Annotated in this window: 20 protein-coding genes, 1 tRNA gene and 1 other RNA gene; 12 read left to right on the top strand and 10 right to left on the bottom strand. The window is 69.0% G+C overall.

The window, feature by feature from the left end; translation table 11 throughout:
* Positions 1–3 precede the first annotated feature (3 nt).
* A tRNA-Gly gene (locus AC1RRS_RS00900) sits at positions 4–78 on the bottom strand.
* Between the two features lie 168 nt (positions 79–246).
* Between AC1RRS_RS00900 and AC1RRS_RS00895 the strand changes: the two genes are divergently transcribed.
* Entirely contained in the window at positions 247–1,101 is an 855-nt protein-coding gene (locus tag AC1RRS_RS00895) for an SDR family oxidoreductase (RefSeq protein WP_492853552.1), read from the top strand.
* 5 nt (positions 1,102–1,106) lie between these two features.
* Here AC1RRS_RS00895 and AC1RRS_RS00890 read toward each other — a convergent pair whose 3' ends face one another.
* Both AC1RRS_RS00890 and AC1RRS_RS00885 read right to left on the bottom strand, forming a co-directional pair.
* On the bottom strand, positions 1,107–2,660 hold the full coding sequence (locus AC1RRS_RS00890) for a hypothetical protein (protein WP_492853550.1): 1,554 nt from the start codon (positions 2,658–2,660) through the stop codon (positions 1,107–1,109).
* 91 nt (positions 2,661–2,751) lie between these two features.
* Complete coding sequence (locus AC1RRS_RS00885) at positions 2,752–3,624, bottom strand: alpha/beta fold hydrolase (RefSeq protein ID WP_492853549.1); 873 nt, start codon at positions 3,622–3,624, stop codon at positions 2,752–2,754.
* A 56-nt stretch (positions 3,625–3,680) separates the two neighbouring features.
* Between AC1RRS_RS00885 and AC1RRS_RS00880 the strand changes: the two genes are divergently transcribed.
* On the top strand, positions 3,681–4,877 hold the full coding sequence (locus AC1RRS_RS00880; protein WP_487288545.1) for a glycosyltransferase family 4 protein: 1,197 nt from the start codon (positions 3,681–3,683) through the stop codon (positions 4,875–4,877).
* Positions 4,874–5,845 (top strand): glycosyltransferase family 9 protein, encoded by a 972-nt coding sequence (locus tag AC1RRS_RS00875; protein WP_492853548.1) that lies wholly within the window; start codon positions 4,874–4,876, stop codon positions 5,843–5,845. The genes AC1RRS_RS00880 and AC1RRS_RS00875 overlap by 4 nt, the downstream gene beginning before the upstream one ends.
* Before the next feature lie 110 nt (positions 5,846–5,955).
* Here AC1RRS_RS00875 and AC1RRS_RS00870 read toward each other — a convergent pair whose 3' ends face one another.
* Positions 5,956–6,462, bottom strand: a complete 507-nt coding sequence (locus AC1RRS_RS00870) for a GNAT family N-acetyltransferase (protein WP_492853547.1) — start codon at positions 6,460–6,462, stop codon at positions 5,956–5,958.
* A 57-nt stretch (positions 6,463–6,519) separates the two neighbouring features.
* On the opposite strand from AC1RRS_RS00870, the gene AC1RRS_RS00865 reads away from it, so the two are divergent.
* From AC1RRS_RS00865 to AC1RRS_RS00855, 3 genes are all read left to right on the top strand, one after another.
* Positions 6,520–7,092, top strand: coding sequence for a TspO/MBR family protein (locus AC1RRS_RS00865; protein WP_492853545.1), 573 nt, complete (start codon positions 6,520–6,522; stop codon positions 7,090–7,092).
* Positions 7,093–7,137: 45 nt separating this feature from the next.
* Complete coding sequence (locus tag AC1RRS_RS00860) at positions 7,138–7,533, top strand: ribosomal maturation YjgA family protein (protein ID WP_492853544.1); 396 nt, start codon at positions 7,138–7,140, stop codon at positions 7,531–7,533.
* A gap of 191 nt (positions 7,534–7,724) precedes the next feature.
* Positions 7,725–8,393, top strand: a complete 669-nt coding sequence (locus AC1RRS_RS00855; protein ID WP_492853542.1) for an NrsF family protein — start codon at positions 7,725–7,727, stop codon at positions 8,391–8,393.
* A gap of 71 nt (positions 8,394–8,464) precedes the next feature.
* Here the strand turns inward: AC1RRS_RS00855 and fba are convergent, their stop codons facing one another.
* The 4 genes from fba to gap form a co-directional block, all read right to left on the bottom strand.
* A complete protein-coding gene (gene fba / locus AC1RRS_RS00850) occupies positions 8,465–9,556 on the bottom strand; it encodes a class II fructose-bisphosphate aldolase (protein WP_110119539.1) in 1,092 nt (363 codons plus the stop codon).
* A 209-nt stretch (positions 9,557–9,765) separates the two neighbouring features.
* Positions 9,766–10,956 (bottom strand): phosphoglycerate kinase, encoded by a 1,191-nt coding sequence (locus AC1RRS_RS00845; RefSeq protein ID WP_492853541.1) that lies wholly within the window; start codon positions 10,954–10,956, stop codon positions 9,766–9,768.
* 11 nt (positions 10,957–10,967) lie between these two features.
* Complete coding sequence (locus tag AC1RRS_RS00840; RefSeq protein ID WP_492853540.1) at positions 10,968–11,345, bottom strand: hypothetical protein; 378 nt, start codon at positions 11,343–11,345, stop codon at positions 10,968–10,970.
* Positions 11,346–11,412: 67 nt separating this feature from the next.
* Positions 11,413–12,420 carry a type I glyceraldehyde-3-phosphate dehydrogenase gene (gene gap, locus AC1RRS_RS00835; protein WP_487288554.1) on the bottom strand — a complete coding sequence of 336 codons (1,008 nt, stop codon included), beginning with the start codon at positions 12,418–12,420 and terminating at the stop codon, positions 11,413–11,415.
* Between the two features lie 217 nt (positions 12,421–12,637).
* On the opposite strand from gap, the gene AC1RRS_RS00830 reads away from it, so the two are divergent.
* The 6 genes from AC1RRS_RS00830 (at position 12,638) to AC1RRS_RS00805 (ending at position 16,732) form a co-directional block, all read left to right on the top strand.
* The gene (locus AC1RRS_RS00830; protein WP_487288555.1) at positions 12,638–13,075 is read left to right on the top strand and encodes a hypothetical protein; all 438 of its coding nucleotides are present in this window, start codon (positions 12,638–12,640) and stop codon (positions 13,073–13,075) included.
* 4 nt (positions 13,076–13,079) lie between these two features.
* Positions 13,080–13,406: a cell division protein ZapA gene (locus AC1RRS_RS00825; protein ID WP_492853539.1), complete on the top strand. Its 327-nt coding sequence runs from the start codon at positions 13,080–13,082 to the stop codon at positions 13,404–13,406.
* 244 nt (positions 13,407–13,650) lie between these two features.
* Positions 13,651–15,021: a DUF805 domain-containing protein gene (locus AC1RRS_RS00820; RefSeq protein ID WP_492853538.1), complete on the top strand. Its 1,371-nt coding sequence runs from the start codon at positions 13,651–13,653 to the stop codon at positions 15,019–15,021.
* Between the two features lie 46 nt (positions 15,022–15,067).
* Positions 15,068–15,230: non-coding RNA, 6S RNA (gene ssrS, locus AC1RRS_RS00815), on the top strand.
* A gap of 59 nt (positions 15,231–15,289) precedes the next feature.
* A complete protein-coding gene (locus tag AC1RRS_RS00810; RefSeq protein ID WP_492853537.1) occupies positions 15,290–15,904 on the top strand; it encodes a 5-formyltetrahydrofolate cyclo-ligase in 615 nt (204 codons plus the stop codon).
* Positions 15,905–15,910: 6 nt separating this feature from the next.
* Positions 15,911–16,732 carry a TIGR00282 family metallophosphoesterase gene (locus AC1RRS_RS00805; RefSeq protein ID WP_110119532.1) on the top strand — a complete coding sequence of 274 codons (822 nt, stop codon included), beginning with the start codon at positions 15,911–15,913 and terminating at the stop codon, positions 16,730–16,732.
* Here AC1RRS_RS00805 and AC1RRS_RS00800 read toward each other — a convergent pair.
* The gene (locus AC1RRS_RS00800) at positions 16,729–17,397 is read right to left on the bottom strand and encodes a hypothetical protein (protein ID WP_492853536.1); all 669 of its coding nucleotides are present in this window, start codon (positions 17,395–17,397) and stop codon (positions 16,729–16,731) included. The two genes, AC1RRS_RS00805 and AC1RRS_RS00800, sit on opposite strands and share 4 nt — an antisense overlap.
* Positions 17,367–18,038 carry a DUF2059 domain-containing protein gene (locus AC1RRS_RS00795; protein WP_492853535.1) on the bottom strand — a complete coding sequence of 224 codons (672 nt, stop codon included), beginning with the start codon at positions 18,036–18,038 and terminating at the stop codon, positions 17,367–17,369. Before AC1RRS_RS00795 ends, AC1RRS_RS00800 begins: the two co-directional genes overlap by 31 nt.
* Positions 18,039–18,046: the final 8 nt, after the last annotated feature.

Below are 18,046 nucleotides of genomic sequence, written 5' to 3'. Positions count from 1 at the left end.
GAATGGAGCGGGCGAAGAGATTCGAACTCTCGACATCCACCTTGGCAAGGTGGCGCTCTACCACTGAGCTACGCCCGCATCGAAGAGGCTGAAAACAGCGCCCCGCGACGAGGAGGCGGCTTATGGCAGAGCGATCCGGGCTTGGCAAGCGCTGTTGGCCAACTTCATGGGGATGAATGTCGCACTTGCGGAACCGGCCGTTTGAGCGGCTCATTGGACCCTTGGATTTGAGGTCGGGGCCTGGGTTTGCGTCTCTTCGTGTTCGGATTGGGCTTCGTCGGCGCCGCTTTCGCCGAATCTCTGGCCGCGCAAGGCTGGTCGGTGACCGCGACGGGGCGCACGCCCGAGGCGCGGGCGGCGGTGGAGGCCCAGGGCTTCGCGGCGGTGGACCCCGACGACAAGGCCGCGATGGTCGAGGCCATGCGCGGCGTCAACGCCGTGCTGGTCACCTCGCCGCCGACCGGCGAGGGCTGCCCGGCCCTGGAGGCGGTGATTCCCGCCCTGGCCGCCGCCGAGGCCTTCCCCGACTGGATCGGCTATCTCTCCACCACCGGCGTCTATGGCGACTTCGACGGCCGCTGGGTGTTCGAATCGAGCCCGCTGAAGGCCCAGTCGGTCGAGGGCGCGCGCCGCGTGGGCGCCGAACGCGACTGGCGGCAGGTCTGCCGGGGCATGGGGCTGACCGTCGTGACCTTCCGCCTGCCGGGCATCTACGGCCCGGGCCGCAGCGCCTTCGACCGCCTGAAGGCCGGCGAGGGCCGCCGCATCGTCAAGCCGGGCCAGGTGTTCAGCCGCATCCACCGCGACGACATCGTCAGCGGCCTGCTGGCCTCGCTGGAGCGCCCCCGCGCCGGCGCCGTCTACAATCTGTGTGACGACGAGCCGGCCCCGCCGCAGGACGTCATGGAGCACGCCGCCCTGCTGCTGGGCGTCCCGGTCCCGCCCGACCTGCCGTTCAACGCCCTGGGCCTGTCGCCCGCCACACGCCGCTTCTACGCCGAGAACAAGCGCGTCTCGAACGCCCTGGCCAAGGCCGAGCTCGGCTGGCGGCCGAAGTACCCGACCTATCGCGAAGGACTGGCGGCGATCTTGAAGGGGTAGGGAGCTTAGGTGATCGAGTCCGGCAGCAACCTGCCGCTTCGCTTCAAGCGGCTCTCGATCAGCAGCCAGATGTCGCGCAGCCGGTGCACATGCAGGTCATCCAGGACGATGTTGGCGAAATGGATGAGCGTCTGATCGGGTGAGTCGGGCATCGGCCGGCCTCGCTGGTCGGTCGGGATCTCACCCAGCAACTGCGCCACGTAGTCGCCGAACTCGGTCGAGCCTACGAGACCGGGATTGGTGGCTTTCCTCAGATCCCAGAAGCGCCAGGCGCGTTTGGGCTGCTCGGGCGGGATGGTGAACATCAGAGCGCCGACCAGTCGGCGCAACTGCGATGTCGTTTTCTCCCCAAGGATCGCGCGCTCCACATCGAAGACGGTGCGTATGTTGAAGCTTCTCAGCGCCAGGAAGCGCTCCGGACCGACGACGGTGCACAACTGCGCCTGGGCGACCCAGTCTATGCACTGATAGATGCCGTAGGGGGTCTCGACGAACAGCATGATGGGATTGGCGACCGCCAGGTGCTGGACCTCGTAGATGTCGGCCTGCTGCAGCCGAAAGCGGATGAAGAAGTCTATTCCGTCGATCACCTCCGGCGAGATCGACTTGGTCGAGGCCAGAAGGCTGTTGTCCCTGATTTTGGAGCCTTGCAGGTTCTGAAACCTGCTGATCAGCTCGTTGACCGCCAGATCGGGCAGCAGCCCGAGAATGAAGGCGGCGGCGTACCAGGTGAACGGCAGTCCGTCGGCGTCGAGCGTGTTGACGATCGGAACATTCTCCAGAGGCGGGAGCATCGTGATCAGGTCGGGGAAGGCCCGGAAGAGCGTTATCGCGCCGGCGACCCCGATCACGACATGCACGCACAGGCGCGTGAAGGTGAGCGGCGAGAGGTCGAACGTGGCCACCGCCCTGACCAGGGTGTTGAGCGCGAAAAGGTAAGCGCCCAGGAAGGCGAAGGCGGCCACGGTCAGCACCTCGCCGACATAGGCCTCGTCGGGATGGCGCAGGCCGCCGACGAGCAGGACGGGGCGCCACGGCTTTTCCAGCAGGACGTCCCACGAGGCCGTGCCCAGACAGCAGAGCAGAAGGTAGAAGCCGAAGGCGGAAAGCAGGGCGAAGGGCGCCGCGGCGGCCATGAGGCGCCAGCTGCTTGCGACACGCAGCCAGGCGATATGCTGCTTGTTCTTGATGATGGTGGCCTGAGCGTCGCTCAGGTCTTCGAGATATTTTTCCCGCGTGTACTCGAGAGACGTGACGTAGCCGTCTATGGGGCCCGCTGTCCGGCTCGGTTCGGCTCCTTTGTCGGCGGGACGCTCCGTCTCCTCGGAAGGCCCAGATCGCCGCCGGCCGCCCTGCTCGAACGTCGTCTGGAATTGGTCGAGAATCCGCAGCCTCTGAAGGCGCACCTGATGGCGCAGATAGATGAAGGTCGCCGGCGCGATGCAGGCGAAAAGCAGCGCCAGGATGAACGGCGCCAGGCCGTTGTTCGTCGTCAGACCCATAGGCATGCCCCCCGGCTGCTCGGCCTTCCAGTCCAGCAAAGGCGGCAAGGCCTTCACATGGATTTCAAAGAACGATGATATGCAACCTTGGGTGAGTCAATCGGGATCGATGACGCCTGACGTTTGTTTTGACCGGGCGAGAAGGTCTCTACTCCTCCTCGTCCCCCAGGTCCGCCGCGGCCCAAGCGGCCGTCGGGGCCTGTCCCGCCGAGCGCGCGCGGGCGGCGCGGGCGAGGCGGCGGGCGACCGGGTCGTCGTCGACCGGCGTGGCCAACACGCGGGCTTCGGCGACGGCGGCGGTCAGGCGTTCCAGGTCCTGCGGGCGCGACAGGCGGTGGTCGCCGTCCTTGATCAGCGAGAAGACGACGTCCTGGCTGGTCAGGCCGTTGGCCAGCTCCAGGGCGTGGGTCCAGGGCACGGCGTCGTCCTGGCCGCCCTGCAGAACGCGCACCGGAACGTCGATCGGCACGGGGCCGGGCAGGATCGACCAACGGGCGCCGTCCTCCAGCAGCTCGCGGGTGATGGCGTAGCCGTCGTCGTCGTACTCGGAGGGACGAACCCAGAAGCCGTCGCGCTCGATCGCCGCCTTGGCCTCTTCCGAAAGCTCGGGCCCCATCAGCTTTTCGGTGAAGTCGGGCGCGGGGGCGACCAGCACCAGGGCCTTGACCCGCTCGGGCCGGGCGATGGCGGCCAGGCAGGCCAGCCAGCCGCCCATCGACGAGCCGACCAGCACCAGCGGACCCTCGGTCAACGCGTCGATCACCGCCAGGGCGTCGGCGCGCCAGCGGCTGATCGTGCCGTCCTTGAAGTCGCCCGATGATTCGCCGTGGCCGAAATAGTCGAAGCGCAGATAGGCGCCGCCCGTCGCCAGGGCCTGTTCGGCCAGGACCTGGGCCTTGGTTCCGGTCATGTCGGAGTGAAAACCGCCCAGCCAGACCACCGTGGGGCCTTCGCCGTCCACCTGGCGGTACGCGAGACGCTGATTTTCCTCGCGCGGATGGAAATCGCGGACTTCGGTCATGGCGCGGCCTTGTTCGTTTCGCTAACTAGCTTCTCCTAACCTCTTCAGAGCGCGGCGTGTCCATCCTTCCCGATGATTTCACCCTGCTGCAGGTGACTCCGGAACTGGAGACCGGCGGCGCCGAGCAGACCACGATCGACGTGGCCCATGGCGTGGTCGCCCTGGGCGGCAAGGCCCTGGTCGCCACCCGAGGCGGCCGCATGGCCGCGCGGCTGGAGGCCGACGGCGGTCGCCTGGCCCAGATGCCGGCCCAGTCGAAGAACCCGCTGGTGATGCTGGGCAACGCCGCCCGCCTGATCGACCTGATCCGCCGCGAGAAGGTGACCCTGGTCCACGCCCGTTCGCGCGCCCCGGCCTTCTCGGCCCTGTGGGCGGCGCAGGCGACCAAGGCGCCGTTCGTGGCCACCTATCACGGGGTCTACAACGCGAAATCCAGCCTCAAGCGCTGGTACAACGCGGTGATGACCAAGGGCGACCTGGTGATCGCCAATTCCGAATACACCCGCGCCCACGTCATCGCCGAGCACGGCATCGATCCCGACAGGGTGGTGGCCATTCCGCGCGGCGTGGACCTGTCGCGCTTCGAGCCCGGCTTCGTCTCGGCCGACCGGGTCGAGGCCCTTCGCCAGGCCTGGGGCGTGGCCCCCGACGAGCGACGCCTGAAGGTGCTGCTGGCCGGCCGGCTGACCCGCTGGAAGGGGCAGGGGCTGGCGATCCAGGCGCTGGCCCGGCTGAAGGCCCTGGGCGACTCCCGGATCCTGCTGCTGCTGGCCGGCGACGACCAGGGCCGCAAGGGCTATCGCGCCGAGCTTGAGCACATGATCGCCCAGGCCGGCCTGGAAGACAGCGTCAAGCTGGTGGGCCACTGCGACGACATGCCGGCCGCCTACCTGCTGGCCGATCTGGCCATCGCTCCGTCGCTGGAGCCGGAGGCCTTCGGCCGCACGGCGGTCGAGCCCCAGGTCATGGGCCGTCCGGTGATCGCCGCCGACCATGGCGCGACGCGCGAGACGGTGGTCCCCGGCGAGACCGGCTGGCTGGCCGCGCCCGGCGATGTCGAGGCCTGGGCCAAGGCCCTGAACGACGCCTGCGAGGCGGGCGCGGCCGGACGCCAGGCCATGGGCCAGGCCGCCCGCACCCGAGCCCGCCGGTTGTATTCTGTGGACGCCATGGTCGAGGCGACCCTTAAGGTCTATGCGCGCGTGATCGCGGCCCATAGGGCCGGTGCGAGAGTTTCGGAGTCGAAGGGTTGAGCAAGGAGATCAAGAAGGTCCTGGTCATCAAGCTGGGCGCGCTGGGCGATTTCGTCCTGGCCCTGGCGGCGATGAAGAAGATCCGCGAGGCTCACCCGCGCGCCAAGATCACCCTGCTGACCACCCCGCCGTTCGAAGCCCTGGCGCGCCTGTCGCCCTATTTCAACGCCGTCGAGGTGGATGGCCGTCCCAGCGACGCCGGCGACCTCTTCAAGATGCTGGGCCGCATCCGCAAGGCCAAGTACGACCGCGTCTACGACCTGCAGACCAACAGCCGCACCGGCTGGTACTTCCAGGCCCTGCGGCCCTTCCCGCCGCAGTGGTCGGGCATCGCCAAGGGCGCCAGCCTGCCCCAGCGCGGCCGCGCCCGCTATCACATGCACACCCTGGAGCGGCACGCCGACCAGCTGCGCCAGGCCGGTATCTGGCCCGACGCGCCGATCGAGCCGGGCAGCGCCCCGCCGCCGGACCTGTCGTGGATCCTGCGCAAGCACAAGGACGCCCGGCCGGTGGCCGGGGCCGTGGCGCCCAAGCCCTATGTGCTGCTGGTGCCCGGCGGCTCGGCCCACCGGCCCGAGAAGCGCTGGCCGGTCGAGAGCTACGCCCAGCTGGCGGCGCTGCTGAAGTCCAAGGGCCTCGACATCGTCATCATCGGCGGTCCGCAGGAAAGCGCCATGGCCCGCCAGATTCAGAAGGCCGCCGGCCAGGCCCGCGACCTCACCGGCCGCACCGATTTCGCCCAGCTGGCGGTGCTCGGCGCCAAGGCCGCGCTGGTGATCGGCAACGACACCGGCCCGACCCACCTGCTGGCGGCGGCCGGAGCCCCGACCATCGCCCTGTTCTCCGACGCTTCGGACCCGGCCCTGTGCGGCCCGCGCGGCCACGTGGCCGTGATCCGCTCACCGGACCTCAAGGCCCTGCCGGTCAGCACCGTGGCCAGCACGGCGATCTCGCTGCTGCCGCGGTAGGCGCTCGTGCGTTGATCCTCGCCCTTCGACAGGCTCAGGGTGAGGATCAAATGCAGGCGCCGCAGTAGAAACCTCATCCTGAGCTTGTCGAAGGACGAGGTTTCTTCCCGTCAGGCCGGCCGCGCCATGAACACCCGCGCCGCCTCGTCCAGCCCCCGCGCCAGATGCTCGGCGCGGATCGCCGCCATGCCCGGCGTCAGCGCGCGGACCTCCACGAACCCCAGCCGCGCGTAGTAAGGCGCGTTCCAGGGCACGTCGCGGAAGGTCGACAGGACGAGGCCGCCCTTCGTCCGCGCGGCGACGGCGTCCAGCAGGGCCGCGCCGATCCGTCGGCCGGCGAAGGCGGGCAGGACGTCGAGCTGCTCCACATAGAGCCCGTCCTCCAGCGGCCGGAACATGACGAAGCCGGCGATGACCCCGTCCGCCTCGGCGACCAGCAGGCCGTCCTCGGCCATGCGCCGGACCAGCACCGCCGCAGGCGTCGGCTCGTCGGCGGCGATGGCGTCCATCAAGCCGACGAAGCGCTGGGCCGAGTCGCGTTCCAGCGCGCGGATAGCCTCGACCTCGACGGCGCGCGCGGGACGTAGCAGGATGGGAGTCGTGGGGGCGCGGGTCATCTGGAACCAAGCCGAAAGCTGAGCGGTTTACGGTTCCAAGTTATCGAGGAGTCCGTCATGCGCATCACCACCGGCAAGCCGTACGCCCATCGCACCCTGGCCGGCCGCGAAGCGTTCCAGCCGGACACCAGCGGAAACAGCGCCGGCGCGCAACTGGCCATAGGCCTTGCCCTGGCCGGCGGGGCGCTGCTGGCCGCGACGCTGATGGGCCGACGCCACGAGCGGGTGATCGACGACGAGGAATACGCGGTCGGCTACGCCGAGATGCACGAGCCCGTCGCCCACCAGCCCAAGCCTCTGACCAGCCTGCTGCTGCCGCCGCTGTTCATCGCCATGACCCTGTCGGGCCTGCGCACCTGGAACGCGCCGTCCAGCCCCGCCCGCACCCGCGCTCTGACCCTGTGGAGCCTGACCCAGGGCTTCAACGCCCTTTGGCTGGCGTTCGGCACGAAGCGGGGCGGCGGCCAGCTGGCCGTGGCCACCGCCTCGCTGGGCGCCTCGGCCGCCTACGCCGTCGAGGCCCGCAAGGTCGGCGGCGCCTCGTCGCCCGACCTCGGCTGGCTGGGCGTGGCCAACGCCCTGACCGCCCAGCTGTGGCGGCGCGCGCCGGTGCGTCCCACCTTGCACTGATCGCCCCGACGCGGCTTCCTCCTCGTTCTCGAGACGGGGAGTGGCATGCGTATTCGGTTGGGTCATCTGGTTGTCGCCATCGGCCTGTTCGCGGTCGAGGTCGCCATCGCCCTGTGGTGGCGCGACCGTTTCGTGCGGCCCTATCTGGGCGACGTGCTGGCCGTGGCCATGGTCCATTTCGGCCTTCGCGGCGTAACCCCGTTGAATGCGTCGAGCGCCGCGGCCTGCGCCTTCGGCCTGGGCGTGGCCATCGAACTTGGCCAGGCGGCGCACGTCCTGGCCCTGGTCGGACTGCAGGGCAACGCCCTGGCCCGCGTGGTGTTTGGCGGGGTGTTCGATCCGAGCGACCTGGTCTGCTACGGCCTGGGCGGCGTCCTGGCGCTCCTCGTTGATCGTATGGGAATAGGACGATCCGTGATCGGAGCGAAACGCGCGGCCTGAACGACGGGCGCCGAAAGTGTCGCCATGCGCGAATGAAGAGCGTCCACAACCGCTCCACAGGAGTCGGAGAACGCCGGTATTGACTTCCGCTGCCCAGTCTTTACGCATTCGCCCCGGCTTATGAGATCGCATCTCAAAAGCGCGCCGTCAGGGGACGACGGCGACGATAATCGCTGCGGGGGAACGGCCGGTTGGCTTTCGACGACGCGACCTATCATGAGGGCTTCTCGGCCCTGGCGCGCCGCGTATCGCGACGCTCGACCGGTCGCGGCCCGCGAGACGCGCGCCCGGCCTGGCGGCTGGTCGAGATCGGCGTCGCCGGCGGGCTGGCGGCCCTGCTGCTGGTGTTCTTCTGGCTCGACCTGCGGCCCGACATCGACACCGCGCCGGAGCACCCGTTCTTCTGGCTGAAGATGGTCTTCACCGCCTCGCTGGGGGCGGCCGGGTTCGACGGTCTGGCGCGCCTGCTGCGCCGGGGGCCGCCGGCGCCGACCGCCGTGCTGGTGGCCGCGGCCGCGGCCCTGGTGTTCCTGGTCGGCGGCGTGTCCGAGGTCCTGCGCCTGGATCCGGACAGCCTGGCGCGCCTGTTCCGGCCCGCCTCGGTGACGGCCTGCTTCTTCAACATCGTCGTCATGGCCCTGCCGACCCTGCTGCTCAGCCTGACGGCGCTGCGGGCGACCGACTGCGAGCGGCCGGCCCTGGCCGGCTTCGCCGCCGGGATCTTCGCCGGCGGCGTGGCCGCCAGCCTCTACGGCCTGCACTGCCCGCACTCGACCTTCGTCTTCGTGGGCCTGTGGTACACCGGCGGCGTCCTGCTGTGCGGCGCGGCCGGCGCGGCGATCAACCGCCTGGCCGCCTGATCACCTACCAAAGCAAAAGGCCCTCCCGGCGAACCGGAAGGGCCTCTGTAGCTGCCTGAAAGCGGCGAGCCTTACTCGGCGGCGGCCTTGCCGGCCGGAGCGCCGAACTTGGCGTCCAGCTCGCCGGCGGCGTAGCGCTTGGCCATGACCGCGGTCGAGATCGCCTTGATCTTGCTGGCGTGGCCGGCCGAGCCGAACTCGACGAAGCGGGCCTGGCAGACCTTGCGCATGGCTTCCTTGGCCGGCTTCAGATACGCGCGCGGGTCGAACTCGTGCGGCTTCTCGATCAGCAGCTTGCGGATGGCGCCGGTGATGGCCATCCGGTTGTCGGTGTCGACGTTGATCTTGCGCACGCCGTGCTTGATGCCGCGCTGGATCTCTTCGACCGGCACGCCCCAGGTCTGGGGCATCTCGCCGCCGTACTGGTTGATGATGTCCTGCAGGTCCTGGGGAACGCTGGAGCTGCCGTGCATCACCAGGTGGGTGTTGGGCAGGCGGCGGTGGATCTCCTCGATCACGTTCATGGCCAGGACGTCGCCGTCCGGCTTGCGCGTGAACTTGTAGGCGCCGTGGCTGGTGCCCATCGCGATCGCCAGGGCGTCGACGCCCGTGGCCTGCACGAAGTCGACCGCCTGGTCCGGATCGGTCAGCAGCTCGTCATGCGACAGCTTGCCCTCGAAGCCGTGGCCGTCCTCGGCCTCGCCCATGCCGGTTTCCAGCGAGCCCAGCACGCCCAGTTCGCCCTCGACCGAGACGCCGCAGCTGTGGGCCATCTGGACCACCTTGCGGGTGACGTCGACGTTGTACTCGTAGGAGGCCGGGGTCTTGGCGTCCTCCATCAGCGAGCCGTCCATCATCACCGAGGTGAAGCCGTACTGGATCGCCGTGGCGCAGGTCGCCGGGCCGTTGCCGTGGTCCTGGTGCATGCACACCGGGATGTGGGGATAGAGCTCGACCAGCCCGTCGATCAGGCGGGTCAGGATGATGTCGTTGGCGTAGTTGCGCGCCCCGCGCGACGCCTGGATGATGACCGGGCTGTCGACCGCGTCGGCGGCCTCCATGATGGCCAGGCCCTGTTCCATGTTGTTGATGTTGAAGGCGGGCAGGCCGTACTCATGCTCCGCCGCATGGTCCAGCAACTGCCTAAGCGTGATCCTCGCCACGTGGTCTTTCTCCTGCAAGCTTTGAAGTCGTTGAAGTGTTTTTTGCTTTTGGGGCGCGGCGCTTTTGCGCTCTTTGCCCAGGATTCCCGGGACCGGTTCCTCGTCCGGTGATCCGAGAGCGGAAGCCCCGGACCCGAAAGGCTCGGGGCGGGGCGTTCCGACTTTGCTGAGGTCCGGCGCCGTTCGGCTGGCCGGAGAAGGTCCTCCCTTTAGGCCTCCAGGGCCGCGACGCCCGGAAGCGTCTTGCCCTCCATCCATTCCAGGAACGCGCCGCCCGCCGTCGAAACGAAGGTGAAGTCGGCCGACACGCCCGCGTGGTTGAGCGCCGCGACAGTATCACCGCCGCCTGCAACCGCCACGATCTTACCCGATTTAGCCAGTTCCGCCGCGTGTTTCGCCGCCGAAACGGTCGCTTCATCGAACGGTTGCACCTCGAAAACGCCCAACGGGCCGTTCCAGATCAAGGTGACGCTTTGATCCATGGCCGCCAGAAGCTTCTTGGCGCTCTCCGGGCCGGCGTCGAGGATCAGGTCGTCGGACTGCACTTCGCCAAGGCCGCGCACGGCGGTCTCGACGCCCGGGGCGACCTTCTTGGCCACCACCACGTCGACCGGCAGCAGCAGTTCGCAGCCGGCCGTCTCGGCCTTGGCGATGATCTCGCGGGCGGTGTCGGCCAGGTCCTTTTCGCAGAGCGAGCCGCCGACGTCGTGGCCCTGGGCGAAGAGGAAGGTGTTGGCCATGCCGCCGCCGATGGCCAGGCGGTCCAGCTTGGCGACCAGGTTGTTGAGCAGGTCGAGCTTGGTCGAGACCTTGGAGCCGCCGACGATGCCGATCACCGGTTTCTTCGGGTTGCCGAGGGCGGCGTCCAGGGCTTCCAGCTCGCGCTGCATGGCCAGGCCCGGATAGGCCGGCAGCAGCTTGGCCAGGCCCTCGGTCGAGGCGTGGGCGCGGTGGGCGGCGCTGAAGGCGTCGTTGACATAGACGTCGCCGTTAGCGGCCAGGGCCTTGGCGAACTCGGGATCGTTCTTCTCTTCGCCGGCGTGGAAGCGGACGTTCTCCAGCAGGGCGACGCCGCCGTTCTCCAGCGCATCGACGACCTTGGCGGCCTCGGGACCGATGGCGTCGCTGGCGAAAGCCACCGGCTGCTCCAGCAGCTTGCTCAGCGGTTCGGCGACGAAGCCCAGGCTCATCTCCGGCACGACCTTGCCCTTGGGGCGGTCGAAGTGGGCCAGCAGCACGACCTTGGCGCCTTGCTTGGACAGGTAGCTGATCGTCGGCAGGGCCGCGCGCAACCGGGTGTCGTCCGTGATCCGGCCGCCGTCGACGGGCACGTTGAAGTCCACCCGGACCAGGGCGCGCTTGCCGGCGAGATCGGCGGTGTCGAGGGTGCGGAAGGTCATGGATTTTCCATCTAGCGAGTAGCGCCGGCCGTCGTAACGCAGAAGCCGGCCACCATGGACAACAGGAACATCGCGGCGGGAACCACCACGTGAGCGAGATGCATGCGCCGACGGCGCGAGGCGTAGAAGTGCAGGCCCAGGGCCGCCAGCCAGCCCACGACCGCGGCCATCACGGCCGCGTTGCTCTGAAGCAGGGGAACGTCCAGCAGCGGAGGTTCGGCCAGCAGCGCTTCCTTGCGCGCGGCGCGGGCCTCCCAGTGGGTCACCGCCGTGAAGCCGCAAAGCGCGACGGGCAGGGCCGTAAGATACAGAACGAACGAGACGATCCAGGTCCACAGGCGGGCGATCGGATGCGCCCGGACGAGTGGTTCTGTGGACAGGGTCGTCATCTAGGTCCTTTGCCGGCGGGCCAAGCAAAACCCCCGCCCTTGGAAGGGCGGGGGTCGGGTCGGCTGCTTAGAGGAACTTCGCCATTTCCAGAGCGGTGTCGCTCATGCGGGTCGCGAAGCCCCACTCGTTGTCGTACCAGCTGAGCACGCGGACCAGCTTGCCCTCGATGACCTGGGTCTGGGGCAGGGCGGCCGTCGAGCTGGCGGCGATGTGGTTGAGGTCCGACGAGACCAGCGGCTCGGTGGTGGTGAACAGCACGCCCTTCATGGCGCCGTCGGCCGCGGCCTGCAGGGCGGCGTTGACCTCGTCGACCGTGGTGTCGCGCGAGGGCACGACCTTCAGGTCGATGACCGAGACGTTCGGGGTCGGGACGCGGATCGACGAGCCGTCGAGCTTGCCCTTCAGTTCCGGCAGCACCAGGCCCAGGGCCTTGGCGGCGCCGGTCGAGGTCGGGATCATGCTCAGGGCCGCGGCGCGGGCGCGGTAGAGGTCCTTGTGCATGGTGTCCAGCGTGGGCTGGTCGCCGGTGTAGCTGTGGATCGTGGTCATGTAGCCACGCTCGATGCCGACCAGGTCGTGCAGGACCTTGGCCACCGGGGCCAGGGCGTTGGTGGTGCACGAGCCGTTCGAGACGATGATGTCGTCGGCGGTCAGGGTCTCGTGGTTGACCTTGTAGACGATGGTCTTGTCGGCGCCGTCGGCGGGAGCCGAGACCAGCACGCGCTTGGCGCCGGCCTTCAGGTGCAGGGCGGCCTTGTCCTTGGCGGTGAAGATGCCGGTGCACTCGAAGGCGATGTCGACGCCGAGGTCGCCGTGCGGCAGTTCCTCGGGGTTGCGGATCGCGGTGACCTTGATCTTGCCCGTGCCGACGTCGATCCAGTCTTCGCCCGAGGTGACGACGCCCGGGAAGCGGCCGTGCACGCTGTCGTAGCGCAGCAGGTGGGCGTTGGTCTCGACCGGGCCCAGATCGTTGATCGCCACCACCTCGATGTCGCGGCGGCCGTTCTCGGCGATGGAGCGCAGCACGAGGCGGCCGATGCGGCCGAAGCCGTTGATGGCGACGCGAAGGGCCATGTGGTCTTTCTCCTCACGATCGGACCCGCTCGGAAGCGAGCGGCGTTCCTTGATTTTGCAGGCGGTTTCGCGGTCGCGAGAGCCGAAGTCAAGCCCAGGAACGCTCACAACAGATTAGCTATTGTTGTGACGCCGGTAACATCGCCCAATTGTGGTCACGCCCGCTGGCGAAGTCGGCGGCGATCTATATGTTGCGCCGCATGATGGGAACTTGCCGATGACCCCGGGCGAAGGAAGCGCCCTCGACCTGGCCGCGCGCCGGCTCGAACGCGCCGTCGCGAACCTGGAGCAGAAAATCGCCGCCGAGCGGGCCGAGCATGCGCGTCTTGCCGCCCAGCCGACCTCGGGCGACCTGTTCGAGGCGCCGCCGGCGCCGGCCGACGCCGCGGTGGTCGAGCAGGCCGCCCAGCTGGCCGCCGACCTGGAAGCCGCTCGCGTGCGCGAGCGCGCCCTGGAACAGGCCGGCGAGCAGGCCAGCGAGGCCCTGGGCCGCGCCATCGCCGAGATCCGCGCCGCCCTGGGCGACGAAAGCCTGATCGGCGAAGGCGTCCACGACGACGAGGAGGGGGCTCCCGACGATCTCGAGGACGATCTGGAGCCGCCGTTCGACGAGGACGATCCGCCCTTCGACCCCGACCCGCCCGCGAAGGCCTGAGCCCATGGCGCAATTGACCATCCACGTGAACGGCCGGCCCTACACCGTCGGCTGCGAAGACGGCCAGGAGGCTCACCTCCTCGAGATCGCGCGCCTGTTCGACCGCCAGGTCCGCCAGGTCAGCCAGGAGGTCGGGCAGCTGGGCGAGACGCGCCTGTTCCTGATGGGCGCCCTGCTGCTGGCCGACGAACTGTCGGACCTGAAGCTGCGCCTGGCCCACAACCAGTCGGAACTGGCCCGCCTGCAGAACGAACAGACCCGCGTCGAAATCCGCGCCATCAAGGCCATCGACGCCGCCGCCGAACGCATCGAGAAGCTGGCGGCGGAGTAGGGCGCTCGCCCTTCGCTCCGCCGACGAGGCGGGGAGGGGCCGCTCGTCTCGTCGCCCGCCACGCTCGGGCTCCGGCGCGGCGGGCATCCTCACAAATCCAATCCTTGCTGGTGATCGCTCTGCGGCCGTCCCACGGTCTCTCCGCAGACGCCTCGCTTGACGATAAGTATTTAAGCAATTAGCTATTTATATTGTGCGTCGTGGCTTTCCGACTTGGCCTTCGCGTACTTGAGGGAAGCATAGAATGACTTCATCCGCCTTCGGGGGCGCCGGCGCGCGGGCGCGCTACCTGCTCGCATCGCTCGCCGTGTTGCTGGCCCAGCATCTGGTCCTGTTGGCCATCGTGTGGTGGGCGCGCGAGCCGGGCGTTCCACCCTGGTGGATCTGGATCAATCCGGGCCGCGCCCTGGTGATGGACGCGGCGATGCAGCGGCAAAGCCTGGGCGCCGCGGCGCTGCCCCTCGGCCTGGTCGTGACGCTGGTTGCGGACATCCTGCTGGTCATGCTGGCGTTCCGGCGCGCCCGCGACGTGAGGGGATCGGCCTGGATCGCGCTGCTGGCCCTCACGCCCCTGTTGCAGGTGCTGGTGATCGCCTGGCTGACCGTGGCGCCCGGCCGGCCGGAACGTCAGGGCGAGGTCGCGGTCGTCGACCGCCTGGCCGTTCGCACGGCAGCCTTCGGCCTGTTGGCGGGCGTGGGCCTGATCGTGCTGGTGGTCGCTTTTTCGGCCCTGGTCCTGGGCGTCTACGGGTACGCCCTGTTCGTGGGCTCGCCGTTCCTGATCGCTCTCGTCATCGGCTACATCGCCAATCGTCCCGAGCGGGTGACGCTGGGGTGGACGTTCAGCCTGGCCGTGTTCGCTTTCCTGATGGGCGGCCTGGCGCTGGTCGGCTTCGCGTTCGAAGGCGTGATCTGCCTGGTGATGGCCACACCGCTGATCGTGGCGATGGGCCTGGCCGGGGCGATGATCGGCCGGGCCCTTGCGGGGCTGGGGCGGCGGGGGCGGGGAACGACCCTCGCCAGCGTCGCGGTCCTGCCGCTGCTGCTGGCGGGTGAGGCCCTGGCCCCGCCGCGCGCCGATTTCGAGAGCGTGGAGTCGGTGGAGGTCGCCGCGCCGCCAGCCGCCGTCTGGGATTCCGTGGTCCACATGGGGCCGATCCCCGGCGCGCCGGCCGCCCCCTTCCGCTGGGGGCTGGCCTATCCGATGCGGGGAGAGATCCAGGGCCAGGGCGTCGGCGCGATCCGTCGCGGCGTCTTCTCGACCGGCGTGGCCTACGAACGCGTCACCGCCTGGGAGCCGGAGAAGCGGCTGGACTTCATCGTCCTCAGCGACCCGCCCTCGCTGAAGGAGCTCAGCCCGTACGACCATGTGAACGCGCCGCACATGAACGGCTATTTCCGCACCCGGGACGCGCGCTTCTCCATCACGCCGCTGCCGGGCGGGCGCAGCCGCCTGACCCTGGCCACCCACCACGACCTGGATCTGGCGCCGGCAACCTACTGGACGCCGATGGCGCAATGGGCCGTGCACGCCAACAAGCAGCGGGTGCTGAATCACTTCCGCCGGCAAGCCGAAGCCGGCGCTCGGGCGCCTGCGACATCGATTTCGGAATAGAGGCCTATCGCCGGAGCCTCCGAACCCCTATCTTGTTCGGTGGCGGGTCGTGCTGCGGCTCTCGTCGAAGATTTCTATTCCCAGGGACCTTAATCTCTCTATCGGGACCTGTTCCCTCCCGTGGCCGTGGCTGCGGGAACACGGGGCCCACCTGTAACTAACAGGTTCGAGTGGATTGAAACGTCTTCACGGTTCTTCGCGGCGCCGCCACCCTTTCCCTTCCTCTGGGGCTTTCCCTTCACGCCTCTTTGCGGGCTAGAAGGTCGCGATGACCATCGCCGACCCCGCCGCCGCCAAGTCCGCCCTGCGCGTCTTCGTGCGCAATCGCCGCAAACAGCTGGCTCTCGAGCACCCCGAAGCCGACTGGATGCTGGTCGACGCCGGCCGCGAGGCGCTGTCGGCGCGCTTTCCGCGGCCGCAGGGCAAGGTCGCCGCCGTCTATCATGGCCTGGGCTCCGAGGTTTCCGCCCGCGCCCTGGCCGACTGGCTCGCCGAGCAGGGCTGGAGCCTGGCCCTGCCCAGCGTCGAGGGCGCCGATCCGCACGGCAAGGGCGGCCGCATGGTGTTTCGCGCCTGGACGCCGGGCGAGCCCCTGGCCCGCGACGCCATCGGCCTGGTCGCGCCCGTCGCCGAAAATCCGGTGGTCCAGCCCGATCTCGTGGTCGCGCCGCTGCTCGGCTACGACCGCGAAGGCCGCCGTCTGGGCCAGGGGGGCGGCTATTACGACCGGGCCCTGGAAGCCCTGCGCCAGCGCAAGGACGTCTTCGTCCTGGGCCTCGCCTATCACGGCCAGGAAACCCGCAATCTGCCCGACGAACGGCACGATCAACGATTGGACGCCATTCTGACCGAAAACGAGTATATCGAGGTCCGAAAGGACTGATCGATCATGCGTTTTGCTTTCTTCGGCGACGTCGTCGGCAAGTCGGGCCGCGACGGCCTGGCCGACCACCTGCCGGGCCTCCGTCGCCAACTGGGCCTCGAGTTCGTCATCATCAACGCCGAGAACGCCGCCGCCGGCTTCGGCATCACCGAGAACACCGCTCGTGAGCTGTTCGACGCCGGGGCCGACTGCCTGACCCTGGGCAACCACAGCTGGGACCAGCGCGAGGCCCTGACCTACATCGTGCGCGAACCGCGCCTGATCCGTCCGGCCAACTACCCGATCCTGTCCGACGCTCCGGGCCGGGGCAGCCACCTGTTCCAGACGGATTCGGGAAAGACGGTGTTCGTCGTCAACCTGCTGGGCCGGGTGCACATGGACGCCATGGACGACCCCTTCGCCGCCGCCGACCGCGAGCTCGACAAGGCCCCGCTGGGCCAGGTCGCCGACGCCGTGATCGTCGACATGCACTGCGAGGCGACGTCCGAGAAGATGGCCATGGGCCACTATTGCGACAGCCGCGCCAGCCTGGTGGTGGGCACCCACACCCACGTGCCGACCGCCGACTGCCAGATCCTGCCCGGCGGCACGGCCTACCAGACCGACGCCGGCGCCTGCGCCGACTACGACAGCGTCATCGGCAACCAGAAGGAAGAGCCCTTGCGGCGCTTCACCACCAAGATCAGCGGCGGCCGCTACCAGCCCGCCAGCGGCCCAGCCACGGTCTGCGGCGTGTTCGTCGAGACCGACGACCGCACCGGTCTGGCGGTGCGGGTCGAGCCGATCCGCGTCGGCGGCCGGCTGAAACAGTCGGTGCCGGCGGTCTAGAACTTGCCTTCGGCGCAGGTGGTGTTGCTGAGGTTCTCGGCCGCCACCTGCGCGCAGAAGGCCTTGCCGAGCGCCGGGCGAATGGTTTTCTGCGCCGTGAGCGCCGCGTTCGAGCCCTGCATCTCCGCCATCATGACCAGCATCAAGGGGGCCTCGAGCGGCTTCAGCTGGGTGTTGATCGCTCGGCTCTCCTCGGCGGTAAGCCGCTCGTGGTTGTCCAGCTTTAGACCAAGCGGCGAGGCGAAGAAGATCCTGATCTGGTCCAACTGTTCAGCGTCGCCGGCCTCGAGATAGGCCTTGATGCGCGTGGATTGGGCGGTCTCGCGCAACTGCTGGCGCGGTTGGGCCGTGAGCGTGGCCAGGATTTGCTTCTGGCGGGCGTGCTGGTCCGCCGGCGCGGTCTTGTCTGTGACCCAAGTCTGCTCGTAGGTGTTTATGAGCTCTTCCGCCAGCCAGTCGGAGGAGCCTGGCGAGGTCTTGCGACGAGCCTCGGCGAGCCGGCGAGCGGCGTCCAGCCGCTCCTGCTGGGGCGAAGCCGGTTGGCCCGGTCGCGGCGTGTCCGCCAGGGCGCTGGCGGTCGACAGAATGATCGCCAGCACGGCGCCGCCAAGGTGAGTCGCTGTCCGCATCGGCTCTACTTCTTCTTCGCTGCGGGCTTGGGGCATGACGTGTTGGTCATGCCGATCTTGCCCAGGTTGGCGCAGTAGTTCTTGGTGAAGGCGGCGCGGAAGACCGGGCCGCGGCGCTGCAGCGAGGACCGGGTCGTCTCCATGGTGCCCGGCGCCAGCTGGAGGACGCGCATGAACTGCGGGTGCTCCAGGGCGTAGGCGCCCAGTTGCTCGTTCTCCTCCGGCGTCATCGCGTCGGGCGTCAGCACCGCCTTCTGGCCCAGCGGGGTTTCGTAGAAGGTGCTGAGGTCGCCGATCTCGGCTGTCGACAGCTGGGTGGCGTAGTAGGCCGCTAGGTCGTCGAGGACGCCTTGCGTCAGGCGGGTGCGGGGCGCTTCGACGGCGCTGGCGAAGGCGTCCATCACGGGGCGCTGCTTCTCGACCGGCAGGTCCTTGACCTGGCTGATGGTCTGCTCGCGGGTCTGGCCGATCAGCATGTCCAGCGTCCGGGTGACGCCCGCCTCGAGGTTCATCGCCCGCATCAGGCGGCGGCCTTGAGCGATCTGCTCGGGCGTGGCGGCGACCGGTTTGGCGGGGCTGGCCGGCGCGGCGGCCGGCTGGGCGTGGGCGCCGGCTGGTCCGGCGAGGGCCGCGGCGGCCAGAAACGCGGCGCCGAGGATACGCGTGAAGGTGTTCATTCTTCGCC

This window comes from Caulobacter sp. GW821-FHT12A07, assembly GCF_058807655.1.
This window is presented reverse-complemented; position numbering and strand designations above follow the sequence as displayed.